Raw genomic sequence first — 26,876 nt, forward strand, 5'->3', positions numbered from 1 at the left:
TCTCGCCATTTGTGATGAGATTGCTTCGCACCCTTCGGGTGCTCGCAATGACAGTCAATTCAAGGCGTTTACAGTTCTATGTCTATTTTTCGGAGAAAAGGAAGATACTATGGACTATAAAATTCAGGATTCGGATATAGATGTTCTCAGAAAGGCAGGGGTTTCTGAAGATGATATAAAACACTGCATAAAAGTCGCAGAAAAAGCCCTTGAGATTGCAGGACGCGCTAAAGCAAATGTAGACATGGAACTCATAGGCAGAGGCGCGCTTTTTCACGACTTAGGCAAGGCAAAGACGCATGAGATTGAACACGGGAAAATCGGAGCTGAAATGGGGAGAAAGTTGGGATTGCCGCAAGCCATAACAGATATTATGGAGAAGCATATCAGAGGCGGGCTTACAGAGGAAGAGACAAGGGAACTGGGACTACCTGTAAAAGACTATACCTTGAAAGCGCTTGAAGAAAGGATAGTCATTTATGCGGACAGGCTCGTAGATATAATCACTGACGGGATTGTTGAAATTAAATCAGAATCAGAGGCAGAAACAAGATTCGAGGACATACTGAAAACATATCCAAAATACGGGAAGAGCGAAAAGACCATGAGGCGGTATCTTGGATACCATTTAGAGATTCAGGGATTAATGAAACAAGAAGTGGTGGAATAACTGCCGTTTCCCTATGTCATTCCAGCCACTTAATCCGTCATTCCCGCTTGTCGGGAATCTTTCTTTACGATTCAAAATAAGTCGGAAGGATTGCGGACAAGCCGCAATGACGAAAAAAGATAAGGGATAAATGAGATCAAGCCCATTCATACTGCTCTGTTCCACAGGGCTTTTTGCCATATTCAGTTCAACAATATCCAAAAGTCCTGTACTGCCCATGTTTGCCTCTCACTTGGGCGCAGACCCATCAGGCGTTGGATTTATTGCCTCTGTTTCAGCATTCACAGGGATAGTTGCAAGCATTCCTGCCGGAATACTATCGGACAGGTTCGGGAGAAAAAGAATGCTCATCTTTTCGGCAATGGTATTTTCCACAGCGCCTTTCCTATATCTCATTGCTTCAAATATCTGGCAACTTGCAATAATAAGGTTTTATCACGGACTTGCGACAGCCATTTTTATCCCTGTTTCTATGGCAATGGTATCAGACCTTTTCCACACAGAAAGGGGAGAAAAAATAGGATGGTTCTCAACATCCACACTTGCAGGCAGGTTCATGGCGCCAGTAATAGGCGGCAGCATAATAGGTGCAATGGTGTTCAATCCGGGACTCAGCTATAAGACTGTCTATCTTGTTTGTGGAGTGTCGGGAATAATCACAATGGCATTTGCATTGAGACTCCCCAAAACAGAAAAGAAGCAGGCTGGCAGCATGCCGCTGAGAGAGGCGCTGAAGTCGTTCAGGGAGGTAATAACCGCAAGAGGCATTTTAATCACGAGCGCTGTCGAGGCGTCCATACTCTTCGCATACGGGACATTCGAGACATTCCTCCCTCTTTATTCGATAAATGCAGGTCTTAGCGCCTATGAGATAGGGATATTCCTTTCAGCACAGGTGATAACGCTTGCCTTCGCAAAACCCGTAATGGGAAGGTTTTCTGACAGGCACGGAAGGCAGCCCCAGATATTTGGCGGTGCGATAATCGGAGCAATCTGCATCGGGAGCTTTGCATTTTTTAAAACATTTTTCCCGCTTCTTATTCTAAGCATTCTCTTTGGTTTAAGCCTCTCAATAGTCACATCCGCCACATCCGCATTCATAGCAGACCTGAGCAGAAAAGAGACGCACGGCTCTGCGATGGGGATTCTCGGCTCAATAATGGACATAGGACACACAACCGGACCATTGTTTTCAGGCATTGTCGCTTATTATTTGGGCTATGGCGTGTCTTTTGCAGGAGCTGCGTTAGTGCTTGTGACAGCGGCTATCGTATTCCGTTTTTCTACAGTGAAACAGACCGGTTAATCTGCAGCGCCAGCGGAATTGAATATCCATATTTCATAAATTTTGTTTTATAATTAGCTATCCATCTGTTTTATAAGGGCTCCATATTATGCAGGAAAAGAATTTGTTAAGAAAAATTAATCTTATCATCATCCTTTTGCTCCTTTCAGCAGGCGTATCTTTTGCTGTAAGCGATAAGCCTTTTACTCATCTTAATCCGGCAGCGCTTATACAGCCGTCAACCGGAGAATTTACTTTTGCTGTATTCGGAGATTTCAGGCCCTCACGCAGGGACAGGCCGTATTCGGAGGCATTTTTGAAAATGCTTGATGAGATGAACATGATTTCACCTTCTTTCATTTTAAGCGTCGGAGATGCATATTACGGATACGGAGGGTCTTTTCAGAGATTTAAAAATGAGATTGATTATTTCCTGAGCAGGATAAAATCACTGGACACCCCGTTCTTTAATGTTATCGGCAACCATGAGGCCGGCGGCGCCCTTGAGAGAGAAAATTATATAAAAGATCGCTTCAGAAATCTTTACGGCTCTTTTGACTACGGTAATTCTCATTTCATCCTGCTCGATACGGATGAGGCAGGCAGGGAAGGAACTATACAGGGAGAGCAGTTAAAGTGGCTGGAAAAAGACATTGAGGCAAACAAGAATGCAGAAAATATATTTGTTCTTATGCACAGGCCGCTTTTCTCTGCGCTTGACGGTGAACTGAATAAGGGTAAGTCTTTCAAGGATAAGTCAAACAGGGATAATCTCCACAGACTTTTCAAAAAATACGGAGTAAGAGCAGTTTTTGCGGGGCATGAGCATCTATTCAGCGAGACAGTGAAAGACGGGATAAAATACTTCATCACCGGCGGAGGCGGCTCGCCATTGGATCAATCGCCGTCAAAGGGCGGATTCTTTCATTATTTAATTGTCAAAGTTAAGGATAGAGATATGGTTATTGATGTGATAGCGCCTTATAATCTGCATGTACGGAATATCTCAGGCAATGACGGTTTTGAGCAGAAAGCTGAGATAGAGGTTTCAAATACATCACATACAGACATTTATATAAGAAATCTTGCTTTAAAGATGCCGCGCGCAGATGCGGATAAATATAAGGCCAAGGCATTCAGCATATCAAGCAGAGGGCAAACGAAAGAGCATCAGGCAAAAATCAGCGGGCTTAAGGATAACGGAGACGGGACCGTGACAGTGAACATTGAAACTCATCTGCAAAAAAATGAGCTTGTCAGGATTGTTCTTGAGACAGATATATAAATTTTAAATCATTCAGGAGAAACATATGGCAGAAGAGAAAAAAGAAAAATGGCTGAATTATCTTGCGCTCACGACTGTAATATTTGCGGTATGCGCGACTCTCTCAACTTTCAGGGGCGGCGGATTTTCAACCAAATCGGTTCTTGCGCAATCTCAGGCATCAGACCAATGGGCTTATTATCAGGCAAAAAGCATTAAGGGCTATCTCTATGAATTGCAGAAAGAAAGATTCGAGCTTGAGCTTAAATCATCGGGCGCAAGGATTCCGAAAGCGGTTGCGAGTGATTACGAAAAGAGGATAGAGGCTTATTCCAAGAAGATAAAAAAATATGATGAGGAAAAGACAAAGATAGAAAAAGACGCGAGAGACCTTGAAACAGTAAGAGACGAAACACAGAAACACTCCAAGGCATTCGGCGTTGCAGTGATATTCCTTCAGATAGCAATACTTCTGTCATCAATTGCAGCATTGATGAAGAAGAAGGTTCTCTGGATTTTGGGCATGATTGTAGGGAGCCTCGGGCTTGTTTATTTTGTTAACGGCTTCTTCCTGTTTATAAAATAAAAAAAACTAAAATTGATTTCTTCTCTCCTCAACTGCTTCTTTTGCGATGAGCCTTACCTCTTCGTTTGTATCATTGTCTGCTGTTTGTTCAAACATACAGTATTTTTTGTAAAATAAGGTATGGCTTTCAGGGTGAGCAGGGAGCGATTCAGAGAGCTTGCAGAAAAGGCTCTTGAAAGATTGCCTGAAGATTACAGAAAATATTTCATGAATATCACGATCGCCGTAGAGGATTATCCATGCAGGGAAGATGCAGAAAGATTAAACTTAAAGAGAAATCGCCTGCTCGGGCTCTACAGCGGAGTTCCCCATGCGGATAAGGAAGGGTTTTTTACCATTCCTTATCCCCTGCCTGACAGGATAATCCTTTATCAGAGGAATATCGAAGACATATGCTCAACGGAAGAGGAGCTTGTTGAACAGATTTGGAAGACACTCATCCACGAAGTCGGCCACTACTTCGGACTTTCAGAGAAGGATATGAGAAAATACGAATGAAGACTATTTTTGTTTTATTGCAGATTGATTTCTATGAATCATCTTTAAAGCAAATAATGTTTTTATTGTATAATACATATCCATGGGCTTATGGGGAGATATAAGGCAAGATTTTAAGGCTGTTTTCGAGAAAGACCCCGCTGCAAAAAACAGCCTTGAGGTGATGTTCGCCTATCCGGGTTTCCACGCAATACTCCTTCACAGGATAAACCATATCCTCTGGAACCTCAGCATCCCTGTAATCCCGCGATTTCTCTCACACATAGTAAGACTTTTCACGGGCATTGAGATACATCCTGCGGCAAAGATAGGCCCCGGACTTTTCATTGACCACGGCATGGGTGTTGTGATAGGAGAGACAACAGAAATCGGGGAAAACGTTCTGCTGTATCAGGGTGTGACATTAGGCGGCACAGGAAAAGAAAAAGGCAAAAGGCATCCGACTCTCGGCAATAATGTCACGGTCGGAGCTGGCGCAAAGATACTCGGCGCGATAGAGATAGGAAACAATGTTGTTATAGGAGCAAATTCAGTGATACTAAAATCCATCCCTGACAATTCAATCTGTGTTGGAGTGCCGGGCAGGATAACAAAGAAAAAGGTTGTGAGGATGACCACGGAAGAAGGCCTTGTGGAATTCTATGATTATTTCCCTGACCCTGTCTCTGAAAAATTAAAAGAACTGGAATCCCATGTGGAAGGGCTTTCTCATAGAATAGTGTCTCTGGAGAAAGAAGAAAGAGTTGCCGCTGAACCAAAACAAGGAGGAAGGATGCGGATTTATAACACGCTGACTGCTGAAAAAGAGGACTTTGTTCCTTTAACTGAAGGCAGTGTGGATATGTATGTATGCGGCGTCACTGTGTATGACAACTGCCATATAGGACATGCGAGAAGCGCCATAGTCTTTGACGTTATCCAGAGATACCTGAGATACAAAGGCTTTAACGTCAGGTTCATCAGGAACTTCACGGACATTGACGACAAGATAATCAACAGGGCAAAGAAAGAGGGAATTCCGTGGAATGAGGTTGCAAGGAAATATACGGAAGAATTTTACAGCGACATGGACAGCCTCGGAGTCGCGCGCGCTGACATAGAGCCCAAGGCTACAGAGCATATAAAAGAGATGATAGAGATTGTAAAGGGGCTTATAGATAAAGGATATGCCTACGAGAGGGACGGAAGCGTTTATTTTGAGGTGAATAAATTTACTGAATACGGAAAGCTCTCAAAGAGAGACAAGGAAGATATGATGGCTGGCGCAAGGGTTGAGGTGGATGAAAGAAAAAAAGACCCGATGGACTTTGCGCTCTGGAAGGCGTCAAAGGAAGGCGAGCCTTTCTGGGAAAGCCCGTGGGGAAAGGGAAGGCCCGGATGGCACATAGAGTGCACTGCAATGTCAATGAAGCATCTTGCTGAGAGCTTTGACATTCACGGCGGAGGCGCGGACTTGATATTCCCGCATCATGAAAACGAGATTGCCCAGTCAGAGGCATTTACAGGCAAGCCATTTGTCAGATACTGGATGCACAACGGCTTTATCACAATTGACAAGGAGAAGATGTCAAAGTCCATCGGGAACTTCTTTACGATAAAAGAAGTCCTTGATAAATATGATGCCGAGGCGATAAGGTTCTTCCTGCTCTCAACTCATTACAGAAGCCCGATAGAATTCTCTGACGAACTGCTTAAAGAGGCAGAGGTTTCAATTGACAGGTATTATACGACACTGACAAGGATTGCTGATTTTATCTCAAGAGAAGACTCAGGAGGCAAGACTTCTCCTCCGGAAAAAACATTTGAAGATGTAGTCAATTCATTCAAGGGAAAATTCCTGACTGCGATGGATGACGATTTCAATACCGCCCTTGCAGTTGGCAATATCTTTGAACTCATAAGAGAGGCAAACAGATTCCTTGACACCAAGCCGTCGGGTCAAAAGGCGAAAGAGCTTGTTACGAGGGCAATGGGGCTTCTAAAAGAGGCAGGCAGTGTTCTGAACATCTTCAGAAAGACCCCTGATGAATGGCAAGCTGCATTGATAAGGACAAAGAAGATCCCTCTGGCAGAAAAAGATATTCTGAACAGGATAACATCAAGGGAAGAGGCGAGACAGAAAAAGGACTGGGCAGCGGCAGACGCAATAAGAAAGGAACTTGATGAGAAGGGAATAATACTTGAGGACAAGAAAGACGGGACAGCTTGGAAGATTAAGGTTGGGTAAATCAAAAATAACGCATTAAATATCGTTGCATTGTCATTGCGAGCCCGAAGGGCGTGGCAATCTTATTCTCGGGGATTGCTTCGTCACTCCGTTCCTCGCAATGACACTTCATTTTTTATATTAAATCTATTAGAATGTGTCTTTTAAGAACGCTGTTTTTAATCGTTTGTGTTGCAATTAGTGCAAATGCGTCAGCTATGGATATTTTAGAGACAAATCTTAAATCCCACGTAAAACACCTCTCAGAGGATATAGGCACAAGAACTTATCAGGAGACAGAAAAACTCAACAAGGCCGCTGATTTTATAGAAGAGAAATTCCGCTCTTACAAGTGCAATGTAGAGAGGCAGTCATTCAAGGCTGAAGACAAGACCTACTACAACATAGAGGCAGAGATCAAAGGCACGTCCGATAAAGATAAAATCATTGTCATAGGAGCGCATTACGATACCATAATCGGCACTCCGGGCGCTGATGACAATGCAAGCGGAGTTGCAGGGATTCTTGAGCTTGCGCGTCTTGCTTCTGAAAAGCCACTGCCCTACACAATCCGCCTTGTTGCTTTCGCGTTGGAAGAGCCTCCGTTTTTCAGGACAAAGAATATGGGAAGTTATGTTTACGCAGAAAGCCTTAAGAAAGAGGGGTTAAAGATTGAGGGGATGGTATCTCTTGAGATGATAGGGTATTTCTGCGATAAAGACGGATGCCAGTATTATCCACTTCCATTTTTTAGATGGTTTTACCCTAAGAAGGGAAACTTTCTTTCATTTGTCGGGGACATCGGCTCAAGGAAGTTCACACAGAAAATAAAAAAGGCATTCCAAAAATCATCGTCTTTTCCCGTGCAATCCATCAACACCATATCTCTTGTCCCGGGAATTGATTTCTCAGACCATATGTCATTCTGGAAATTCGGCTATGATGCGTTCATGATTACAGACACGGCATTCTACAGAAATCCTCATTACCACGCCCACAGCGACACGGCAGAAAAACTTGACTATAAAAAGATGGCGGAATTTATAGAGGGGCTTTATAAGGCGCTTGGGAGCTTCATGACGGATAAATAAACCATGCCAAAGGTAATTGTCGGGATGAGCGGAGGGGTTGATTCTTCTGTAACCGCATATCTCCTCAAAGAGAAGGGATACGAGGTTGAAGGACTGAGTTTTATACTCTTTGAGGCGAGGGGGAGGACAGATGCTACAACCTGCTGCTCTTTGCAGGCGATAGAAGACGCTTCAAAAACAGCATCTGCCATTGGAATCCCTCACAGTTCAGTTGATGTCAGGAATGATTTTATAGAGAAAGTCATTGAACCGTTTGTCGATTCATATACAAAAGGGTTAACTCCTAATCCGTGCATATTATGCAACAGGCACATAAAATTCTCCTATCTTCTGAAAGAGGCGGATAAGAGAGGCGCTGAATTCATCGCAACAGGACATTATGCGAGAGTAGTGCAAAATTCAGCCACCTCAGGCGGCTCGCCGAGGCGAGAGTTAAGAGTTCAGAGTTCGGAGTTACTTGACTCGTCACTCGTCATTTGTCAGTCGTCACTGTTAAAAGGCATTGACCCAAAGAAAGACCAGTCGTATTTCCTCTATGTCTTAAGGCAGGAAGAGCTTAAGAGAATTCTATTCCCTCTTGGAGATTATAAAAAAGAAGACGTAAGAAAACTTGCAAACAATCTCGGTCTTCCTTCTGCCCGGAGGCCTGAAAGTCAGGAAATATGTTTTATAGGAGATAGGAATTATTTTAAGTTTATTGACAATATCTCTCAGTTCACATGCGGTCCTGGGCCTGTTATGAACATGAACGGAAAAATACTTGGAGAGCATAAAGGGATATATCATTACACAATCGGCCAGAGGAAGGGGCTCGGCATTTCTTCCCCCCATCCTTTATATGTCGTGAAGATCGATGCTGTTAAAAATATAGTCTATGTCGGCTCTCAGGAACATGCAAAGATAAAGGAGTTTGGAGTCAGCGAATTAAACTGGCTCACCCCCCCAAATCCCCCCCTTAGTAAGGGGGGGCAAGGGGGGGTGTTCTGTGCCACCGTAAAAATCCGCTCTATGATGAAGCCTGAGCCCGCGGCAATACATCTAAGCGAAAATGCGGATACAGTTAAGGTTATCTTTGATAAACCTCAGTGGGCTCCTGCACCGGGGCAGAGCGCAGTCTTTTATGACGGAGACATTGTCATCGGAGGAGGAGTAATTACAAAAGTTGAACTGAACAGATCGCTCAGTTGATAGTTTGGTGATATAATTAATGTAAAGATATAGAGATAGTCTGTTTTATGAGCAAGGAGGCATTGTCATGAAAAAGAAAAAAAGAATGCTGATGAAAATTTTTTGTGTGATTCTCTCTTCTGTTTTTTTGATTTCCTGCGCCACAAGCTATCAGGCTCAGCCGCTGCCGTTCAAGGCGCCCGGCAGCTATCCGAATGCCCAGAATATCTCAGGCGCTACGGTTGGGGCAAAGGCTTATACGGATGCTGATGAGGCTCAGGAAGCATTTGGTTTTGATATCCGCGGCGCCGGCATGCTGCCTGTTCAGGTTGTGTTTGACAATCAGGGGAAACACTCGCTTGAGATAAATTCATCGCAGACATTTCTTGAGGACAATGAAGGCAACCTCTGGCCCATTCTTGCCGGCAATATCGCATACGAGCGTGCAACGAAATATGTCCAGACCAAAGAGGTCTTTAAGGAAGGAGCTTACCATGGTTTCCTTGGCGCTATTGCAGGAGCAGCAATCGGCGCAGCAATAGGCATTGTGACAGGACAGGATGTGGCTAAGATGACAGGCAGAGGCGCAGCTTTAGGCACAGCAGGCGGAGTTGTTGTTGGCGGAGCAAAAGGATATGATGCAAAAGAGGCGCGTCAGAGTATTATTAGTGATTTAAAGCAGAAGTCGCTTCAATCTAAGCCGATAGAACCAAGCACCATGGCATACGGCATTATCTTCTTTCCGGGTGAGGCAAAGTCTGTAAAGCAGGTCAGGATGCAGATAGTTGAAAAAGATACAGGGGCTGCGCATGTTTTGATAATGAAATTTTAGATCCATAGCATTTTTTAGCTGGAAATATTTTTTATCAAAATCTTCCCCCGTGCCCTGCCCATACGCCCACGCCTACTGCAAGAAGGCTCAATCCGAGGATTACCCAGTGAAAAACCGAAAGCCTGTAAAAGACCTTTGCGGCATCCTGCTGTGCCTCGCTGCTGAATATCGCTTTGAATAATCTGCCCTCAAACATCAATACAAGGACATAGAATAACCAGACAACAGCCATCAGCGTAGGCCCAACGCCTGAGGCTTTAAACATAATATTCCATTTGCCTGTAATCTGCAAAAGTAAAACACCTGTCACACCAACAACAACCACCGAGGTTTTTGCTATCTTTGCAAACCTGTGTTCAATTCCCTGAAAGAAAAGCACTTTCTCAAGAGAGTTCTCCAGCCTCATTATCATAGGGAATACCACCATTGTCACAAAGGCAACGCCGCCTATCCATAGGATTACTCCGATGACGTGAATTGCAATTAATAATGGCAGAAACATGACGCCTCCTGTTGCATACTTACTTGAGATTCTTTATATTATATTTGGTTTTGGCATTTCTTACAATTATATGATTTATATCATTACTTTTGGATGTGAGAATGATTTACAATTAGACATAAGGCAATAAATATTCAGAGGGGGTTTTAAATGCTTGACAAGACAAAGATACAGGAAGTGCTTGACAGGGTGAGGCCTTTTCTTCAGCGTGACGGCGGAGATGTGCAGCTTGTGGATGTAACAGAGGACAACACCGTAAAGGTCAAACTCACGGGCGCATGCGGCAGCTGCCCTATGTCAACAATGACACTTAAAGGCGGAATCGAAGCGGAACTGAAAAAGAGCATCCCTGAAGTAAAAGCTGTAGAGGCATTTTAATCAAGCTGAGCGCTGTAAGCAGGTTATGTTTCGGAGATGTCTTATTTTTTCTCCAGAACTATCCTGTGTTTTAAGAGCGCAATCTCTTTTATATTTCCTTCAAGCACCTTTTGCTCGCCGAACAGGTTTTTAAGGTATATCTTTCCCTGCGCAGGTTTTATTGTGTCAACATTCTCAAAGTAAAGTTCTTCCGTGCCGTCTTTCAGTATATATACGTTTACATCACACATGGTTTATCTCCATTCTATTAGTGTCTTTTATAAAGTATAAATCAAATCCATGGCATATGGCGACAGTTTTCTAAGGCGCGATCTGATATGCCTGATACATAGGATTGCTTTTCGCTTTCTATGAAAGGAGGCTGTATCTGTCTTTCGGCAATCTTAAACTATCTCTGCACGGGTGCAACCCGGTTCAATATAATATGAAATTACAATTTCTCAGGCGGGGCTATCCGCTCAGAGACTTCAGCCCCTATTCTGACAGACCCGTGAATCTTGCCTTAATCCAGACACAGCCTCCTTTCGAGTGCAAAAAGCGAAAAGGTGTTCGGCGACAGTGCAGCGTAACCACATACTCCCTCTTGTTGAAACCTTCTGTTTCGTGCAACAATTACCTATGGAAAAGATGCTCAGAGACGCGGCAGGCTCAACGCCTGATCCTGAGAGGGGCTTTAAAAATCTTGCCACATTCTGCGCTAACAATCCTGATTATATTGATAAGCTGAAGGCTGACATAATACCAATATCTCTTCTTTTCAGCTACAGCCAGTTCCTCGCGAATTTCTGCATCTCAACCCCTGAGATACTGTTTGATACGCTCGCTGAAACAGAGAAAACTGCGGACATGGAATCCCTCTCAGCCTCTTTAAGGGAAAAATTAATGAGCAGTGATGAAGATGCAAAGGTTGTATGCAGGTTCAAGAAAAAAGAGCTTCTCAGGATAACACTCAGAGATATTCTCAAAGAGGCTGACCTTACAGAGACGATGTTTGAACTGAGCATGCTTGCGGATGTAATCGTGGATGAATCGCTAAAGGTTGTTAAAAAGTCACTGACTGAAACATACGGCGAACCTGAAAAGGACGCATTTACAGTTATTTCTGTCGGGAAGCTCGGAAGCGATGAACTTAATTTCAGTTCAGACATAGACATAATGTTTGTATATGGGACTGCAGAAGGAGAAACTTCAGGCACAACAACACCGCAGGGTATTACAGCGAACAGGATAACCAATCACGAGTATTACTGCAAATTAGGAGAGAATCTTAACAGATTTTTATCCGCAAATACAGAAGACGGTTTTATCTACAGGGTGGATCTAAGATTAAGGCCTGAGGGACAAAGAGGAAGCATTGCATTGCCGCTGTCAGGTTATGAGACATACTATGAATCATGGGGCAGGGCATGGGAGAGGGCAATGCTCCTGAGGGCCAGGCCCATAGCAGGCGATTCAATCCTCGGGAATGAGTTCATGGAAATGATTAAGCCGTTTGTTTACAGGAAATATCTTGATTTCAGTGCAATTGACGAGATACGGCAGATAAAGACGCGCATAGATTCAGCATTCAAAAAAAATGATATTAAAAGAGGATACGGCGGCATAAGGGAGATAGAGTTTTTTACCCATGCCCTTCAGCTTATCTATGCAGGCAAGGAGCCTGTATTAAGGGAAAGGGTTACTCAAAAGGCTCTGCATATGCTTTTGCAGAAAAACTTTATCGGACAGACTGACTATTCTGTGCTTCTGGATAACTACAGATTTCTAAGGACGCTTGAGCACAGGCTGCAGCAGATGAATGACCTCCAGACTCACAGCCTGCCGGCCGGTGAAAATGGTGAAAATGAACTGAATGCGCTTAGCAAAAAAATGGGATTTTCAGGCAGGGAATCTTTTTTGAAGGAACTTGAGGCCAGAAGGAAGAGTGTGAGAACTATATACAACTCGCTATTCAGAGAAGAAGAGAAAGCGCAGTCAGACGGAGCGGCTCTTTTTGATGAGGAACTTTCAGACCCGGAGGTTAAAGAGTATCTTGGCAAAATAGGAATTAAAGATGTTGAGCGAGGGATGCGCAATATCCAGCTTATAAAAAATTCAACCTACAATTACCAGACGCTGAGGGGCAGAAGGCTTCTCGGTGAGATACTGCCGTCATTTGTTGATGCGGCGGTCAAAAGCAGCAATCCGGACATGGCGCTGAATCATCTTCAGTCTTTTGCCTCATTTTTGAGCGCCAGAGAATCCTATCTTGATGCATTTAAGGAAAATAAGGAGCTTATCCCGGTGCTCACAAATCTCTTTTCACAAAGCGAGTATATTTCAAAGGCTGTGATACGAAGGCCTGACTATCTTGAGATGATAGGGCATGAGATGCTCCTTAAAAAAAGCTTGAAGGCATTGCAGATAGAATTAAGAGAAAGCATAGAAAGCGGGACAGCTATAAGCGATGCTATCCGCCTTATGCGTCAGGTTGAAGAGATAAGGCTCAGCCTTCTGTTTCTCCGGAAAAAGATAAACGTGATAGGCCTTACAAAAAGATTAAGCAGGACTGCTGAGGCAATTCTTTCTGTGAGCCTTAAACATCTATGCGGAGAATCGGCGATGATAGGTTTTGGCAAACTCGGAGGCAGAGAGATTACATTCAACTCTGACCTTGACATCATCTTTGCCTCTGTAGGCGATGTGACGGAAGAGGATACAAGGGTTGCCGAACAACTCATTAGGCTTCTTATTTCATATACACGCGAAGGCGCCGCATACAGGGTTGACATGAGGCTCAGGCCTGACGGCACAAAGGGGACTCTTGTTTCATCAATGTCATCATTCAGGGGTTACTACTCAAAGAATGCCGCATTCTGGGAATTTCAGGCGCTTCTTAAGGCAAGGCCTGTTGCCGGAGATAAAAGAACCGGTCAGTGTTTTATGGACATGGCAAGGGATATTTTAATCGCGCACGGAAGCAGTGTGTCCGCCTCTGAAATGCGCGGCATGAGAGAAAGGATACAAAAAGAGCTTTCAAAGGAGACAATGGGTTATGACATAAAACTTGGATACGGTGGGCTTGAAGAGCTTGAATTCACGGTTCAGTATCTGCAGCTGAAGAATTGTGCCCAGTGCCCTTCTCTTCTTGTCCAGAATACTTTTGATGCCATAAGGAGATTGCATCTCTCAGGAATAATCAATGAATCACATGCAGAATCCATGAAGGGTGCATACATCTCTTACAGAACACTTGAGAGTTATCTCAGGCTCAGGGAACGTGATATCCTGAAGAAAGACGATGAGAACATTTTAATCGCAGCGGCAGAATTTCTCGGATTTAAAAATAAAGATGAATTCCTGCGGCATCTTGAGGGAACAAGAAAAGGCGTGAGAGATGTCTATGATATTTATGTCTGACGGTAAAGCGCCATTACATCATCCCTGAGGATTAGGGAGTCCACTTTATAGCCTGATGCCTCAATGTTTTCCCTGCCGCCTTCCTGCCTGTCAATGAGAGCGATTACCCTTACTATTTCAAGCCCTGCCGCTTTTGCCCTTGTAATTGCCTCAATGGTTGATTTGCCTGTTGTAATAACATCATCAACAATCACAACCCTGTCGCCTTCTTTGACATTGCCTTCTATCCACAACATTGTGCCGTGCGATTTTGCCGATTTCCTCACTACAAAGGTCTCAACAGGTTTCCCTTTTAAATGAGATGTGTATGAGACAGCATACGCAACAGGGTCTGCACCGAGCGTGAGGCCTCCGATGGCTTTAGCGCCTGAATCTTTTATCATTTCATAGATGAGATTGCCGATAAGATACATTCCTTCGGGATGCAAAGTAACTGCTTTGCAGTTGAAATAATAGTTGGACATTCTGCCTGATACAAGTTTAAATACAGGCTCTTCGCTGTATTTGAAAGCCTTTTCAAAAATAAGTTCTATGAGGCGTTTTTTCATCGTGATTGAAAATACAACAAATGCAAAAGGTTGTCAATGTCCGGGCTGATTCCGAAAAATAGACATAGAACTATAAACGCTTGAATTACCTGTCATTGCGAGAACCCGAAGGGTTCGTGGCAATCTTTCTGTGAAAGCTTGAGATTGCGGAGCCTGTTCCGAGTCTGTCATAAGAGATTGCTTCGCTTCGCTCGCAATGACAGACGAGGAATCCTCGCAATGACAACTTTCTATGTCTATTTTTCGGCTGATTTTTGTTTAAACTATCAGTAAAATAATGTAACCATGAAATTTGAATTATTGGGCAAAGATGCAAATGCGCGTTTGGGAATCATAACCACAAAACGCGGCGTTATCAATACTCCCGCATTCATGCCTGTGGGAACGCAGGGAACAGTGAAGGCAATGTCTCCCGAAGAACTGAAAGAAATCGGCGCTGAGGTGATTCTCTGCAATACATATCATCTTTATCTCAGACCGGGGCATAAAACAATAGCATCTCTCGGAGGCCTGCATAAATTCATGAACTGGGACAAGCCGATATTAACTGACAGCGGCGGTTTTCAGGTCTTCAGCCTCTCGGCGTTGAGAAGCATAAATGAAAAAGGCGTTCATTTCAGGTCTCACCTTGATGGCTCAATGCACTTTATCGGGCCTGATGAGGCCATGGAGATTCAGTCTGACCTCGACGCTGATATATGCATGGCATTTGATGAATGCACGCCGTATCCTGCTTCTTATGAATATGCGGTTAAATCACTTGAACTGACAACAAAATGGGCGAGAAGGTGTAAAGAGTTTATGAGTTCGGAGTTAAGAGTTAAGAGTTCAGGAAGTTTAACAACTCAAAACTCAAAACTCAAAACTCAATCGTTGTTTGGAATAATTCAGGGTGGAATTTATAAGGATTTGCGTAAGAGAAGCCTTGAAGAACTTATTGAGATAGGTTTTGACGGATATGCAGTTGGCGGATTAAGTGTTGGAGAGCCGAAAGAAGAGATGCATGAAATAATAAATTTTATTGCTCCGCTTATGCCTGAAGATAAACCACGCTATCTCATGGGTATTGGTGATCTGAATGACATGCTCGCCGCAGTTGAGGCAGGCTTTGACATGTTTGACTGCGTGATGCCTACAAGGAATGCAAGGAACGGCACGCTTTTTACAAGCACGGGAAGAATCAGCATCAAGAGGACAGAATACAAAGCCGATAATTCTCCGTTGGATGAAAACTGCGGATGTTATGCGTGCAGGAATTTTTCTAAGGCATATCTGAGGCATCTATTCCTTGCAAAGGAGATACTTTCGATGAGACTGAACACGATACACAATCTTTATTTTTACATAGACTTTTTCAGAAAAATGCGTGAAGCTATTAATAATGGACAGTTCAGGGAGTTCAAGGACAGATGGGAAATGTTGCTCCGGTAAATAATGCGCCTGCGATAAGAAAAGTCCTTATCGTAACTCTTGCTTTAAACGCGGCTGTTTCTCTTGCAAAGGTTATCTACGGCTATATGACCAATTCAATAGCCATGACATCTGACGGGTTTCATTCATTCTTTGACGGAGTATCAAATATTGTCGGATTAATCGGTATCTGGATAGCATATCATCCGCCTGATGAAAACCACCCTTACGGCCATAGAAAATACGAGACCCTGTTTACTATAATCATAGGCGTGATGATATTTGCTACCTGTTTGCAAATTCTCAAACAGGTTTATCATTCGATTGTTGAATATCATGATACTCAAGTTACCTCAATAAGCTTTGCCGTAATGCTGATAACAATGGCTGTAAATATATTCGTTACTATCTATGAAAGAAAAAGGGGTGTAGAGCTTAAAAGTGATTTTCTTGTTGCTGATGCGATGCACACAAAGAGCGACATATTGGCCTCTGTCGGTGTAATTGTAAGCCTTGTAATCACAAAATCCGGCTTTCGCATAGCAGGCTTATCAGCAGATACAATTGCAGGGCTTGTCATAGCATTTCTTATAGCAAGAATCGGATATGAAATCCTTAAAAAAGCCTCTGATGTCCTCGTCGACACAATCTGCATTGATACAACGGCTCTTGAGGGTGTGATAAAAAGTGTTGAGGGCGTAAAAGGGTGTCATGATATAAGAACAAGGGGGACAGAGCACTCAATCTATCTGGACCTGCATATCCTTGTTGATCCTAAGATGCCGATTGAAAAGGCTCATGAGATTGCCGACGCAGTTGAAGAAAAAATTAAGGGCAACTTCCCTGCTGTTATTGACATCGTCGTACATGTAGAACCTGAAGGAAATGACTGCAAATGAATTTTTCAATCACAGGAACGGGAGAAGAGCTAATTGTCACAAAAATATTCTAAAATATCTGTTATGAAAGCCAAAAAGAATCTTATAGTTGTAGGCGACAGGGTTTTGATAGAGCCTGATGAGAAAGGAGACAGAACCAGCACAGGGCTTTATCTTCCGCCCACGGTGAAAGAAAAAGACAAAGTACAGGGAGGGTATGTTATAAAAACCGGCCCGGGCTATCCTGTCCATGACCCGAATGTAATTCTTGAAGAGCCGTGGTCTGCAAAAAAGAGGCAGGAATTGAAATACATACCTTTGCAGGCGGCAGAAGGCGATTATGCAATCTTCCTTAAAGACGCCGCTATAGAGATAGAGTTTGAAGACAAAAAATACCTTATAGTCCCCCATTCTGCCATACTCACACTGGTAAGAACGGATATTGTGGAGGAAGAAACATGAATTTATCCTTAAAATCCACTCGGTTAAGATAAAAGTGATTTCTAAGCGGTTTGATATGCCTGCATTTTTACCAGCATTAATTGCTGGCAATATTAGCTTCCATATGCTACATTATAAAAAAATGGCATAAGGAGTTAGCGATGGGCAAAAAAGCAACATTTGTTCTGAATGAAACAGTAATAGCACAGGCTAAAGAAATTGTTGAGAAAGGTGTTTTTAAATCAATGAATGCCTTTGTTGAGTCTGCAATAAAAGACGAAATTGAAAGTATAAAGAAAGACAACATAAGACAAGCTATTATTCGGGCAAGCAAAGATCCTCTTTTCCTTTCTGATATAAAAGAGGTTGAAAAAGATTTTGAATATGCAGATTTTGACTAGGGCAATAAATGAATTATAAGTGGAGAATCTTTTCAGCGGATCTGAATCCTGTTACCGGTTCGGAACAGAGAGGGAAAAGACCTGTCTTAGTTATAAGCGATGAAGATTTTAATATAGTTATGCCTGTTGTAACCGTCCTGCCGTTGACCTCATTAAAAGAAGGAAGAAAGATTTATCCGAATGAAGTTTTATTAAAAAAAGGCACTGCCGGACTTCCTCACGATTCAGTTGTCCTTGCACATCAGATAAGGACAATATCAAAACAAAGACTCAAAGACACGATTGGACTAATCGCAGACTACAGCATCTGTGAAAACATAAACGAGGCATTAAAAGTGCATTTGAATTTGTAGAAAAAATAAAAATGGGACATTCTTTTAAAATTTCCAACAAGTCACCCAATTCTTATAATAAAAAGGGGACGCAAATATGAAAATAGCTGTTACAGCAGATTTACATTTGAAATCAAGAGAAGAATACCTTGAGCGGTGGAATGCATTGGAGAATATTATTAATCAAATGTTTGACGAAGACATTAAAATACTGATTATTGCAGGGGATTTGTTTAATAAAGAAAGCCAGAATTACTCTGAACTTGATGAATTTTGTAAACAGAAAAAATATGAACAAATTAAATTCTATATTATCCCAGGGAATCATGATTCAAGTGTAAGCTCTAAATATTTTACAGCGGATAATATTGAAATTTTCAATGAACCCAAAATTCTACCATTGGGAGAACCTCCATTATATTTCTTTTTCACACCTTATATACCCGATAAATCTATGGGGGAAATTATCGCAAAATACAAAGATGACTTGTCTGAACGTTGGGTGTTGATTGGACATGGTGATTACTTAGAAGGCTCTCGACTTCCAAATCCCTATGAGCCGGGCATTTATATGCCATTAAGCAGGACTGACATAGAGTATTATAAGCCCGCAAAAGTTGTATTAGGTCATATCCATAAAAGAATGGAACTCGGTAAAGTTTTCTATGCAGGTTCACCTTGTGGACTGGATATTAATGAAACAGGGGAAAGAAGTTTTTTAATTGTTGATACAAATAGCATTAATATTACTTCTAAAACGGTTGATACAGATTATATATTCTTTAACGAGACTTTAATAGTATTGCCAACCGAAGATGAATTTGATTTTATCAAAAATAAAATAGTTGGTGTGGTTGAAAGATGGAATCTCAATGAAAATGAAATATCTAAAGCAAAAATTCGCTTGAAAGTTAAAGGGTACACTTCTGACAAAAAACAACTTGAAACAGTTATAAAAGCTACTTTGAGAGAAATCGCTTTCTACAATGATGAAGAACCTGATTTGACTGAAGTGGCTGTATTTAATGACACGGAGCGTATCAGTATAGTAGAAAAGGTAAAAGAAGAAATAGAGAGATTAGAATGGAATTTTGGGGATGAAAGAACTAAAAGAGATGATATGTTAGAGCAAGCACTTAAAATTATTTTGAATGAGTAAAAGTATGGGAATCAAAATTGATAAGATAAGTGTTAAAAATCTTGGGCCAATTCAGGAATTTAATAAAGAATTAAGTCTCTTAAATCTCATATACAGTCCGAATGAAAAGGGGAAAACTTTTTTAACTGAATTTATTATCTGTGCTTTGTTTAAAAATAAAGACCGTTGGAAATGCGTTAGAGAAGGCGGTTCAGGAAAGGTTTGGATTAGTGGTTTGGTCAATAGTCCAGTTGAGTTTTCTCCCTCAACCAGAAACAAACTTGAAGATTATTGGGAAAAAGACGGAAGAGGATTACTACCTTCGATGGTTAAACTTATTGTGTCAAAAGGGGCAGAATCTTTGATAGAAGACACCAATGACGGTATTAGTAAAAATTTTATGAAGGAAATTTTATCAGGCATTAGTCTTTTGGATAAAATTGATAATGATAACATTTCAAAAACTGTGAAGTCTGCCCAATTGGAGGATGGCAGAATCATTATGGATAGGCGAGGCGGTAAAGATTATTACTCGTTAAAAGAAGAATTAGTGGAAATTGATAAATTGTTTGCAGAAATCGAAACTAAATATTTAAAGGGAATAATAGAAACCTATAAAATACAAGAAAAATCATTACAGGAGCAGTTAGAAAAACTTACCAAGGCAAAATTCCATGAAGCATATTTAATTGCAGAGAAGGTCAAAGAATTAGAAACAGAATTAAGCAAAATTTCAGAAGATGGATTAAAGCAAATAGAAACTGCCCTTTCTTTGTATATAAGCAAAATGGGGTCTCATGAGAAATTGGGGAAAGATTATAAAGATGCGGTGGAAAGGAGCAAAAACTTCAGTTGGTTGCAGAAGGCATTATCCAACTATAAGGATTTGACTACAGAGATCATTGAAAAACCCAGCAACCTTTTGCTTTTCGTAGGGGGTATCTTAGCTGTAATTACAGTTATTCTAATTTTTTCCGAACAAAAATTTGCCAGCATTGTATCTTTTTTAGGTACGCTTGCGGTTGCTGTAATGTATATCAAGAAATTATATGACGCCTCAAAACACACGGGTCAAAATGGAGAACTAAACAAAATCAAAGTAGAATTTACGAATCGGACTGGGAAAGAATTAACAGATATTGCTTTAATAGAAACTGAACTGGAGATGCAAAGAAAATTTTATGATAAAGCAGAAACTTTAGATGAGCAATTAAAAAATTTAGATAGAGAATTATCTAATGATTATTTTTCTATTCAACAAAAATTTATTAATCTTGCAGGCCAAGAAATTGAAAAATCCAATTGGAATTCAACTTTGAGCGGCATAAAGCAAAAAATTAATAATTTGAAAAATGAGATTAAGGAAAGACAACTAAAATTAAATAAACTGAGAGTGGATGAGACAGATTATTTGCATGAGGATGTTGGAGTTAAATATAGTCAAGAGGAGATTGAGAAGGTTGAACGAAAACTCAACGAAATTAAAAATAAAATTGGAATAAAAGAAAAAGATTTTGAAGACCTGAAACCTAAAGTATGCAGCAAAACAGGAGATGATTTAAGTATTGGCTGGGAGCAGCTTTTAGAGAATCTACGTAACAAGCGACTTGAAAAGCAAAATCAATTAAATGAGTTAGAAGCTAAAATTATAGCAGGAATTATAGTTCATAGAGTAATCTCTCAATTACGGAATGAGGAGGATATAAAAATACGAGAAGGATTAGAATCTGATATGGTATTAAAGCCATTAAAAGACCTGACACAGCGTTATAATAAACTTGCGTTAGATGGAGACAACTTAACAGTCTCTGATGACTATAGCAATTTTTCCCTAAAAGATTTGAGTACAGGGGCAAAAGAACAAGTAATGTTGGCATTGCGGATTGGGTTTAGTTCAAAATTATTAAAACAAGACAGTCTTTTTCTTATCTTAGATGATGCGTTTCAACACACTGATTGGGAAAGACGAAAAACTGTAGTAGAACAACTGGCTGATATTACAAAAAAAGGATGGCAAATAATCTACTTAACTATGGATAATCATATAAAAGGACTGTTTGATGAAGTTGGTAAAGAATTAAGAGAAGACTATAAAAGTTTAGAGTTATGAGAGCATCCGATATCAACGGGGGGAATCATGTCAGCGCTTAAAGAGGCAGGAGAATTAAGAAAACTCTGGGGAGGGTTCTGGGCTTCGAGGGTGCTGCTGACTGCAAACAACTACAGGATTTTTGATTATCTTATTAAACCTCAATCGGCAAAGGCAATCGCAAAAAAACTAAAGACAAATTTAAGGGCTACAGAGATACTGCTTGATGCCATTACAGGAATAAGGCTTCTGAAAAAGAACAGAGGCAAATATTCAAACGCTCCGATTTCAGCAAAGTTTCTTGTCAGAGGCAGCGCTTATTATCATGGTGATATTCTCAGACATGCTGATTCGCTCTGGCAGAACTGGTCAGAACTGGACAAGACTATAAAGACGGGGAAGCCAATCAGAAAGGCTCACGACCATGAGGCGTTTATTATGGGCATGCATAATATTGCATCATTGAAAGTTAAATCCGTTATTAAAGCAATTGGAGCAGGGGGAGCAAAAACCGCACTTGACCTCGGCGGAGGGCCGGGAACATATTCCATTGAGATGGCTAAAAAAGGAATTGACGTCACGCTCTTTGACAGGCCTGAGACCGTAAAGATCGCAAGGCGTGTCGTGAAAAAAGAGGGAATTAAAAATATAAACTTCATAGAGGGCGACTTTATTCATGACAACATCGGCAAAGGCTACGACCTCATCTTTGCAAGCCAGATAATGCATTCACTTTCAGAAAAAGATAATCTCTATTTGCTTAAGAAATGCAAAAGGGCCTTGAACAAACTCGGGAGGATAGTCATTCAGGAATTCAGGCTCCTGAAAGACAGGGCGCATCCTCCGCAGGGGGCGCTCTTCTCTGTTAACATGCTCGTCAATACAGAAGGCGGAAGAAGCTATTCTACTGACGAGATAAAAAACTGGCTTTCAAAAACAGGGTTCAGAAAAATAGAAGAAAAACTCATTGGTGAGGCGGTTATTATTCAGGCTTTCAATCTGTAATTCATTTCACAACTTCGATATTTAATTCTTTAATCATCTTCCAGAGCGTAACCCTGCTTATACCGAGATGCTTTGCAGTAATGGTTTTATTCCAGTTGTGTTTTGATAAGGCAGAAATAATGTAATCGCGATTTTTATAATTTTTCCCCTGAGAGTCTGATTTCTCTTCCGTCTGCAAGATAGACTCCGGAAGGTTAGAAATGCCTATTATCCCGTTCTGACAGGTTATTGCCGCATATTCAAGGGCGCTTATCAGCTGCCGAACATTACCGGGCCAGCGATATGCCTTCATTGCGCCTAATGCCTCCGGTGTAATCCCCTGTATGTCTCTCTGATTAATGAGATTTATTTGTTTTAGGAAATGAGATATTAAGATGGGAAGGTCTTTTTCCCTTTCCCTTAAAGGAGGGGTATAGATTGGGATAACATTTACTCTATAGAAGAAGTCTTCTCTAAGCTGTCCTGAGTCTACAAGATTGCACAGGTCTTTGTTTGTAGCGCTGATCAGTCTTACATTTACATGAACAGGTCTATGGTCTCCTACACGATCTATTTCACCTTCTTGAAGTACCCTCAAAAGTTTAGCCTGCATAGACGGAGACATATCACCAATCTCATCCAGGAAAATACTGCCATTTTTAGCAGCCTCAAACCTGCCCTCTCTATCTTTTATAGCCCCGGTGAAGGCCCCCTTTACATGACCGAAAAGCTCACTTTCAAGCAAAGATTCATTTAAAGCAGCGCAGTTGACTTTTATGAAAGGACCTTTTTGTCTCCTGCTTAATTTGTGTATTGCATGGGCAACAAGTTCTTTGCCGGTTCCGCTTTCACCGCATATTACAACAGGGGCTTCACTCATATATGTGTTTTTGATCTGTTCATATAATTTTTGCATTACCCGGCTTGTGCCTATTAAGCCCATAAAACCATATTCATTCTTGAGCTCGTTTCTAAGTTCCTCGATCTCCAGTTCTTTCAGTAATAATGAAGATATATCTGTTATTACCTCTATAGCACATATAGCTTCGCCGCTGTCATCCTTTAAAACAACCGCATTTTTCAGCAGATAAACTGTCCTCCCATCCTTTGCCTTTATATTGCATCTCTTATTGACAGCGCGGCCTTTCTCAAAGAGCTTGCATTTTTTGCCATTTTCTAAATTGGGCAATAGTACACAGATATCTGTATCCAATATTGCACACAGCTTGCCCATAACTTCATCTCTTTGATAGCCCGTCATCTCTTCAGCAGCACGGTTGAAGAACAAAATATTCATTTCTTTGTCCACTACCATAAGTCCATCTGCCATGGTTTCGAGCACACTCATCAAGAAGTTTGTATCTTTGAAAAAGCCTTCCATTCTGTTAAGCATTGAAACCCCCTTAACATTTATTTAACAAAATTTAACAATAAAATTAACGCTGCTGTCAAGCAGATAATTTTGTGATGCAGAGAACTTATTGAATTTAAAGGATTTTTAGACGGTACATTCTCTTGCCTCAGACATAAAACGTGAGGCATGGAATTTGCTTTTTAAGATTCAAAATCTTTTTTGGAGGAGATATGGAAGACAAGAAAAAGAGAATGGCGATTATTGCATCAAAAGGGACGCTGGATATGGCATACCCGCCTTTGATACTTGCCTCAACAGCAGCGGCGATGGATGTGGAAGTAGGGATATTTTTTACGCTGTATGGAGTTGATATAGTGAACAAAAAGAAGATCCGCTCCCTTAAAGTTGCTCCAATTGCAAATCCTGCTATGCCGTCACCTATTCCGTTTCCTAACATTCTTGGTGTTTTGCCGGGGATGACGGCCATGGCGAGCATAATGATGAAAGGCATGATTAAAAAGATTAACTGGCCAACTATACCGGAACTCTTGCAGGTTTGCTTAGAAGCCGGTGTCAGAATGATAGCCTGTGCTCCAACACTCGAAATGACGGGGGTTGAAAAGGAAGACCTTATTGAAGGAGTTGAAATAGCAGGGGCAGCGGAGTTTCTGGATTTTGCCCTGGACGCGAATATAAACCTGTTTATTTGAATAATTATGATAGATGGAGGTGAAAAATATGAACAAATCAGAGGCTAATGTGTTTCTGGACTGTAAGGGATTAAACTGCCCGATGCCTGTGGTGAAGACAAAGAAGGCGCTGGATTCTATGGAGAGCGGACAGGTTCTTTTAGTTGAGCTGACAGATAAAGGCGCGAAGTCAGATATCCCGGCAATGCTTAGGAGAACAGGGAACGAACTGCTCGGCACAGATGAGAAAGAAAATGTCTTTACGTTTTTAATTAAAAAACAAAGTAAGTAACTGACAAAGGAGGAAGCATGAGGGGCAAGACTTTTATCTTCATAGTGTTGACACTTTTTTTGCTTGCGTCTGTCAGCTTTGCAGGCGAATTTGGCGTTTATGTGAAGGTTATTGAAAGGGCAAAGGGGAGTTTTGATGAAGTAAGCAGTAAGGTTGAAACTGCATTAAAAAACGCCGGATGGGAGGTTCTCGGAGCCTATAACACAGGAGTTCCGGAGGGCTGCAAGTTCCGTTCAAGGGTTATAGTCTTCAGTTCACCTGCTTATGCTAAATCAATTATGTCAAACGGTGTAAAAGCCGCATTCTCATTACCACTAAGGGCAGGAATTTACGAGGATGAATCTGGAATAAATGTGGCAGTTGTCAACCCTGCCTCCATAAACAGAACCATAATTCACGAGACGAAACTCAAGGACCTTTCTCTTTCTTCAATCAATTCCATTGTTGACGCCATAGCAAAAGCAGTTCCCGGCAATATCGTAAAAAAACAGATTGGAGAGGTCAGGAGCAAAGGAAGTGTTGGAGGAATGGGGGGCGGTGACTTTCTGGATAAAATTGTAGAGATATATGCGGTACAGGATAACGCTGATTCCACATTTAAGAGCGTTTCTGAAAAGGTTAAAAAAGGAATACTCGGAAACGAGAAAAACTGGAAATTAATCTACACCTACGACCTTTCGGCGCATAATGCAATGATTTTTGGGCTTACAGAGGCAACAAAGACGGAGGGAAGGTCATTTAGAATTGCCGGTGAAAAAAGGGCGTCTGATTCTTATAAATTCCCGGGAATAGACCACAACACCGCCTTTCCGATAGAGGTAATCGTATACAAAGATGACAACAGAATAAAGGTTGTCACATTGGATGGAATGTACAGAATGAAGGTTTATTTTGAAGACGCCGGCAAATGGGCATTCATGAAGAATATGGGAATGCCCGGACAGATAGAAAAAGAAATTATTGAGATGGTAAAAATAAATCTGAAATAAAAGGAGGTGAGAAGCACAGACATATACAGGAAACATATGCAGGTAGTGACATTCGGCAAATTTTAGCCGTAAAAAGCAATTAAGGAGGGGAGCAATGAAAAAACTATTGTGTTTTTGTCTGGTTTTAGTTCTAAGTCTATGCCTGGGCAGCCTTGCACAGGCGACAGACGGCTACTTTTCGCACGGTTACGGGATAAAGGCAAAGGGTATGGGCGGCGCGCAAACTGCTGTGGCTCAGGATGCAATGATAGCTGCCACTAATCCGGCTGGAATGGCATTTGTAGGCGACCGCTTTGATGTCGGAATAGACTGTTCAGCCCGCAGCGTAATGCCGCCAGAAGCGGCGCGGCAGCTATAGATGGCGCTGCTGACAGCAGCAGCACTAACTTTTTTATTCCTGAAATAGGGCTTAATAAAATGATTAGCCCGAATCTTTCTGTGGGATTAACTGTTTATGGGAACGGCGGAATGAATACAAACTATCCTACAGGCCAGATCACATCCGCTGCCGGAGTAGGGACCTGTAATAACTTCCTTAACATGGGAGGGCAGGCAACTGCATCAAGCAATAACCTTCTGTGCGGCACATCCAGCTTAGGGGTTGACCTCATGCAGGTAATATTTGCGCCAACAGTAGCATATAAAGTAACTCCTAATCATTCCTTTGGCATATCCCCTTTAATCGGTTACCAGCGCTTCAAGGCAGAAGGGCTGCAAGGATTTGCAGCATATTCAGAAGATAAAAACAACCTGACCAATAGGGGTTATGATGATGCCTCTGGTTTGGGTGTTCGTATCGGTTGGATGGGTAAAATTTCTGATGCTGTGACATTAGGCGCTGCATATTCTTCCAAGATATACATGACTCCGTTTCAAAAATACAAGGGACTGTTTGCCAATCAGGGCGATTTTGACATACCGGAGAATTACAATGTGGGTATTGCGATAAAAATATTGCAGCCTCTGCTTTTCGCCATGGATTACCAGCGCATTAATTATACCAGCGTCGCTGCAGTCTCAAATTCGAGCAAAAATGGCGGTGCAACCATAGCAAATACACTTGGCGGTGACGGCGACCGCGGTTTTGGCTGGTCTGATGTCAATGTATGGAAATTCGGCTTGCAATATCAGGCAACTGATAAACTGGCTCTGCGTGCAGGCTACAACCATACCGATAATCCTATCCAATCGCGGGACGTTACATTTAATATTATTGCGCCCGGTGTAGTAACGGACCATTACACTGCAGGCCTGACTTACAAAATAGGTAAAAGCTCTGAGCTGACAATTGCGTACATGCACGCAGTTTCAAATTCAGTAACAGGCTCAAGCTTATTTAATGACTTTGGCGTTGCTGCCGGCAGCGAAAGAATCTCCATGAGCCAGAACTCTTTAGGCATCGCATTTGGAATGAAGTTCTAACACTGCCTACATTCGTCTCAGGGGAGAGAAA

Annotated in this window: 26 protein-coding genes and 1 pseudogene; 23 read left to right on the forward strand and 4 right to left on the reverse strand. The window is 41.7% G+C overall.

Going from position 1 to position 26,876, the window contains the following annotated elements:
* The first annotated feature begins 109 nt into the window (after positions 1 to 109).
* The 9 genes from HY035_04055 to HY035_04095 all read left to right on the forward strand — a co-directional run bounded on the left by HY035_04055 (position 110) and on the right by HY035_04095 (position 9,599).
* Positions 110 to 670, forward strand: coding sequence for an HDIG domain-containing protein (locus tag HY035_04055; protein ID MBI3377562.1), 561 nt, complete (start codon positions 110 to 112; stop codon positions 668 to 670).
* 130 nt (positions 671 to 800) lie between these two features.
* Positions 801 to 1,976 carry an MFS transporter gene (locus tag HY035_04060; protein MBI3377563.1) on the forward strand — a complete coding sequence of 392 codons (1,176 nt, stop codon included), beginning with the start codon at positions 801 to 803 and terminating at the stop codon, positions 1,974 to 1,976.
* A gap of 103 nt (positions 1,977 to 2,079) precedes the next feature.
* Entirely contained in the window at positions 2,080 to 3,240 is a 1,161-nt protein-coding gene (locus HY035_04065; GenBank protein ID MBI3377564.1) for a metallophosphoesterase, read from the forward strand.
* 25 nt (positions 3,241 to 3,265) lie between these two features.
* On the forward strand, positions 3,266 to 3,805 hold the full coding sequence (locus HY035_04070) for a DUF4337 domain-containing protein (protein MBI3377565.1): 540 nt from the start codon (positions 3,266 to 3,268) through the stop codon (positions 3,803 to 3,805).
* Between the two features lie 120 nt (positions 3,806 to 3,925).
* Positions 3,926 to 4,303, forward strand: coding sequence for a metallopeptidase family protein (locus tag HY035_04075; protein ID MBI3377566.1), 378 nt, complete (start codon positions 3,926 to 3,928; stop codon positions 4,301 to 4,303).
* 82 nt (positions 4,304 to 4,385) lie between these two features.
* Positions 4,386 to 6,530, forward strand: a complete 2,145-nt coding sequence (locus HY035_04080; protein ID MBI3377567.1) for a cysteine--tRNA ligase — start codon at positions 4,386 to 4,388, stop codon at positions 6,528 to 6,530.
* 197 nt (positions 6,531 to 6,727) lie between these two features.
* Positions 6,728 to 7,600 carry a M28 family peptidase gene (locus HY035_04085; protein MBI3377568.1) on the forward strand — a complete coding sequence of 291 codons (873 nt, stop codon included), beginning with the start codon at positions 6,728 to 6,730 and terminating at the stop codon, positions 7,598 to 7,600.
* Between the two features lie 3 nt (positions 7,601 to 7,603).
* Positions 7,604 to 8,788 carry a tRNA 2-thiouridine(34) synthase MnmA gene (gene mnmA, locus HY035_04090; protein MBI3377569.1) on the forward strand — a complete coding sequence of 395 codons (1,185 nt, stop codon included), beginning with the start codon at positions 7,604 to 7,606 and terminating at the stop codon, positions 8,786 to 8,788.
* 67 nt (positions 8,789 to 8,855) lie between these two features.
* Positions 8,856 to 9,599: a glycine zipper family protein gene (locus HY035_04095; GenBank protein ID MBI3377570.1), complete on the forward strand. Its 744-nt coding sequence runs from the start codon at positions 8,856 to 8,858 to the stop codon at positions 9,597 to 9,599.
* A gap of 34 nt (positions 9,600 to 9,633) precedes the next feature.
* Here HY035_04095 and HY035_04100 read toward each other — a convergent pair whose 3' ends face one another.
* Positions 9,634 to 10,101, reverse strand: a complete 468-nt coding sequence (locus HY035_04100; protein MBI3377571.1) for a hypothetical protein — start codon at positions 10,099 to 10,101, stop codon at positions 9,634 to 9,636.
* Positions 10,102 to 10,251: 150 nt separating this feature from the next.
* Between HY035_04100 and HY035_04105 the strand changes: the two genes are divergently transcribed.
* Entirely contained in the window at positions 10,252 to 10,479 is a 228-nt protein-coding gene (locus tag HY035_04105; GenBank protein MBI3377572.1) for a NifU family protein, read from the forward strand.
* A 41-nt stretch (positions 10,480 to 10,520) separates the two neighbouring features.
* Here the strand turns inward: HY035_04105 and HY035_04110 are convergent, their stop codons facing one another.
* Positions 10,521 to 10,709 carry a CooT family nickel-binding protein gene (locus tag HY035_04110; GenBank protein ID MBI3377573.1) on the reverse strand — a complete coding sequence of 63 codons (189 nt, stop codon included), beginning with the start codon at positions 10,707 to 10,709 and terminating at the stop codon, positions 10,521 to 10,523.
* Between the two features lie 388 nt (positions 10,710 to 11,097).
* Between HY035_04110 and glnE the strand changes: the two genes are divergently transcribed.
* Positions 11,098 to 13,878, forward strand: coding sequence for a bifunctional [glutamate--ammonia ligase]-adenylyl-L-tyrosine phosphorylase/[glutamate--ammonia-ligase] adenylyltransferase (gene glnE / locus HY035_04115; GenBank protein ID MBI3377574.1), 2,781 nt, complete (start codon positions 11,098 to 11,100; stop codon positions 13,876 to 13,878).
* On the opposite strand, the gene pyrE is transcribed toward glnE, so the two are convergent.
* Positions 13,869 to 14,426, reverse strand: coding sequence for an orotate phosphoribosyltransferase (gene pyrE, locus HY035_04120; GenBank protein MBI3377575.1), 558 nt, complete (start codon positions 14,424 to 14,426; stop codon positions 13,869 to 13,871). The genes glnE and pyrE overlap by 10 nt on opposite strands.
* Positions 14,427 to 14,711: 285 nt before the next feature.
* Between pyrE and tgt the strand changes: the two genes are divergently transcribed.
* The 8 genes from tgt (at position 14,712) to HY035_04160 (ending at position 22,120) form a co-directional block, all read left to right on the forward strand.
* Positions 14,712 to 15,857 carry a tRNA guanosine(34) transglycosylase Tgt gene (gene tgt / locus HY035_04125; GenBank protein ID MBI3377576.1) on the forward strand — a complete coding sequence of 382 codons (1,146 nt, stop codon included), beginning with the start codon at positions 14,712 to 14,714 and terminating at the stop codon, positions 15,855 to 15,857.
* Positions 15,836 to 16,735: a cation transporter gene (locus HY035_04130; protein ID MBI3377577.1), complete on the forward strand. Its 900-nt coding sequence runs from the start codon at positions 15,836 to 15,838 to the stop codon at positions 16,733 to 16,735. Before tgt ends, HY035_04130 begins: the two co-directional genes overlap by 22 nt.
* Positions 16,736 to 16,798: 63 nt before the next feature.
* Positions 16,799 to 17,176 (forward strand): co-chaperone GroES, encoded by a 378-nt coding sequence (locus HY035_04135; GenBank protein ID MBI3377578.1) that lies wholly within the window; start codon positions 16,799 to 16,801, stop codon positions 17,174 to 17,176.
* A 140-nt stretch (positions 17,177 to 17,316) separates the two neighbouring features.
* A complete protein-coding gene (locus HY035_04140; protein MBI3377579.1) occupies positions 17,317 to 17,556 on the forward strand; it encodes a hypothetical protein in 240 nt (79 codons plus the stop codon).
* A gap of 8 nt (positions 17,557 to 17,564) precedes the next feature.
* On the forward strand, positions 17,565 to 17,909 hold the full coding sequence (locus HY035_04145; protein MBI3377580.1) for a type II toxin-antitoxin system PemK/MazF family toxin: 345 nt from the start codon (positions 17,565 to 17,567) through the stop codon (positions 17,907 to 17,909).
* Positions 17,910 to 17,985: 76 nt separating this feature from the next.
* On the forward strand, positions 17,986 to 19,047 hold the full coding sequence (locus HY035_04150; protein ID MBI3377581.1) for a metallophosphoesterase: 1,062 nt from the start codon (positions 17,986 to 17,988) through the stop codon (positions 19,045 to 19,047).
* 4 nt (positions 19,048 to 19,051) lie between these two features.
* On the forward strand, positions 19,052 to 21,136 hold the full coding sequence (locus HY035_04155; GenBank protein ID MBI3377582.1) for an AAA family ATPase: 2,085 nt from the start codon (positions 19,052 to 19,054) through the stop codon (positions 21,134 to 21,136).
* A 27-nt stretch (positions 21,137 to 21,163) separates the two neighbouring features.
* Complete coding sequence (locus HY035_04160) at positions 21,164 to 22,120, forward strand: methyltransferase domain-containing protein (GenBank protein ID MBI3377583.1); 957 nt, start codon at positions 21,164 to 21,166, stop codon at positions 22,118 to 22,120.
* A gap of 1 nt (position 22,121) precedes the next feature.
* Here the strand turns inward: HY035_04160 and HY035_04165 are convergent, their stop codons facing one another.
* Positions 22,122 to 23,480, reverse strand: a complete 1,359-nt coding sequence (locus HY035_04165) for a sigma 54-interacting transcriptional regulator (protein MBI3377584.1) — start codon at positions 23,478 to 23,480, stop codon at positions 22,122 to 22,124.
* Between the two features lie 203 nt (positions 23,481 to 23,683).
* Here HY035_04165 and HY035_04170 point away from each other — a divergent pair, with 203 nt between their 5' ends.
* From HY035_04170 to HY035_04185, 4 genes and pseudogenes are all read left to right on the forward strand, one after another.
* Positions 23,684 to 24,163, forward strand: a complete 480-nt coding sequence (locus HY035_04170) for a DsrE/DsrF/DrsH-like family protein (GenBank protein MBI3377585.1) — start codon at positions 23,684 to 23,686, stop codon at positions 24,161 to 24,163.
* A gap of 28 nt (positions 24,164 to 24,191) precedes the next feature.
* Positions 24,192 to 24,434, forward strand: coding sequence for a sulfurtransferase TusA family protein (locus tag HY035_04175; protein MBI3377586.1), 243 nt, complete (start codon positions 24,192 to 24,194; stop codon positions 24,432 to 24,434).
* A gap of 17 nt (positions 24,435 to 24,451) precedes the next feature.
* Positions 24,452 to 25,423: a hypothetical protein gene (locus tag HY035_04180; protein MBI3377587.1), complete on the forward strand. Its 972-nt coding sequence runs from the start codon at positions 24,452 to 24,454 to the stop codon at positions 25,421 to 25,423.
* Positions 25,424 to 25,517: 94 nt separating this feature from the next.
* Positions 25,518 to 26,845 (forward strand): annotated as a pseudogene (locus HY035_04185) (outer membrane protein transport protein).
* The last annotated feature ends 31 nt before the right edge of the window (positions 26,846 to 26,876 follow it).

The organism is Nitrospirota bacterium (assembly GCA_016195565.1).
Classification (GTDB): Bacteria; Nitrospirota; Thermodesulfovibrionia; order Thermodesulfovibrionales; family UBA1546; genus UBA1546.

Bases quoted from the DNA above. Each gene is read 5' to 3' on its own strand.
- HY035_04155 (MBI3377582.1), top strand. From the start codon at position 19,052: ATGGGAATCAAAATTGATAAGATAAGTGTTAAAAATCTTGGGCCAATT.
- HY035_04150 (MBI3377581.1), top strand. From the start codon at position 17,986: ATGAAAATAGCTGTTACAGCAGATTTACATTTGAAATCAAGAGAAGAA.
- HY035_04085 (MBI3377568.1), top strand. From the start codon at position 6,728: ATGGATATTTTAGAGACAAATCTTAAATCCCACGTAAAACACCTCTCA.
- HY035_04060 (MBI3377563.1), top strand. From the start codon at position 801: ATGAGATCAAGCCCATTCATACTGCTCTGTTCCACAGGGCTTTTTGCC.
- HY035_04180 (MBI3377587.1), top strand. From the start codon at position 24,452: ATGAGGGGCAAGACTTTTATCTTCATAGTGTTGACACTTTTTTTGCTT.
- pyrE (MBI3377575.1), bottom strand. From the start codon at position 14,426: ATGAAAAAACGCCTCATAGAACTTATTTTTGAAAAGGCTTTCAAATAC.
- HY035_04140 (MBI3377579.1), top strand. From the start codon at position 17,317: ATGGGCAAAAAAGCAACATTTGTTCTGAATGAAACAGTAATAGCACAG.
- tgt (MBI3377576.1), top strand. From the start codon at position 14,712: ATGAAATTTGAATTATTGGGCAAAGATGCAAATGCGCGTTTGGGAATC.
- mnmA (MBI3377569.1), top strand. From the start codon at position 7,604: ATGCCAAAGGTAATTGTCGGGATGAGCGGAGGGGTTGATTCTTCTGTA.
- HY035_04175 (MBI3377586.1), top strand. From the start codon at position 24,192: ATGAACAAATCAGAGGCTAATGTGTTTCTGGACTGTAAGGGATTAAAC.
- glnE (MBI3377574.1), top strand. From the start codon at position 11,098: ATGGAAAAGATGCTCAGAGACGCGGCAGGCTCAACGCCTGATCCTGAG.
- HY035_04130 (MBI3377577.1), top strand. From the start codon at position 15,836: ATGGGAAATGTTGCTCCGGTAAATAATGCGCCTGCGATAAGAAAAGTC.
- HY035_04095 (MBI3377570.1), top strand. From the start codon at position 8,856: ATGAAAAAGAAAAAAAGAATGCTGATGAAAATTTTTTGTGTGATTCTC.
- HY035_04100 (MBI3377571.1), bottom strand. From the start codon at position 10,101: ATGTTTCTGCCATTATTAATTGCAATTCACGTCATCGGAGTAATCCTA.
- HY035_04070 (MBI3377565.1), top strand. From the start codon at position 3,266: ATGGCAGAAGAGAAAAAAGAAAAATGGCTGAATTATCTTGCGCTCACG.
- HY035_04165 (MBI3377584.1), bottom strand. From the start codon at position 23,480: ATGGAAGGCTTTTTCAAAGATACAAACTTCTTGATGAGTGTGCTCGAA.
- HY035_04160 (MBI3377583.1), top strand. From the start codon at position 21,164: ATGTCAGCGCTTAAAGAGGCAGGAGAATTAAGAAAACTCTGGGGAGGG.
- HY035_04170 (MBI3377585.1), top strand. From the start codon at position 23,684: ATGGAAGACAAGAAAAAGAGAATGGCGATTATTGCATCAAAAGGGACG.
- HY035_04135 (MBI3377578.1), top strand. From the start codon at position 16,799: ATGAAAGCCAAAAAGAATCTTATAGTTGTAGGCGACAGGGTTTTGATA.
- HY035_04055 (MBI3377562.1), top strand. From the start codon at position 110: ATGGACTATAAAATTCAGGATTCGGATATAGATGTTCTCAGAAAGGCA.
- HY035_04105 (MBI3377572.1), top strand. From the start codon at position 10,252: ATGCTTGACAAGACAAAGATACAGGAAGTGCTTGACAGGGTGAGGCCT.
- HY035_04145 (MBI3377580.1), top strand. From the start codon at position 17,565: ATGAATTATAAGTGGAGAATCTTTTCAGCGGATCTGAATCCTGTTACC.
- HY035_04075 (MBI3377566.1), top strand. From the start codon at position 3,926: ATGGCTTTCAGGGTGAGCAGGGAGCGATTCAGAGAGCTTGCAGAAAAG.
- HY035_04080 (MBI3377567.1), top strand. From the start codon at position 4,386: ATGGGCTTATGGGGAGATATAAGGCAAGATTTTAAGGCTGTTTTCGAG.
- HY035_04110 (MBI3377573.1), bottom strand. From the start codon at position 10,709: ATGTGTGATGTAAACGTATATATACTGAAAGACGGCACGGAAGAACTT.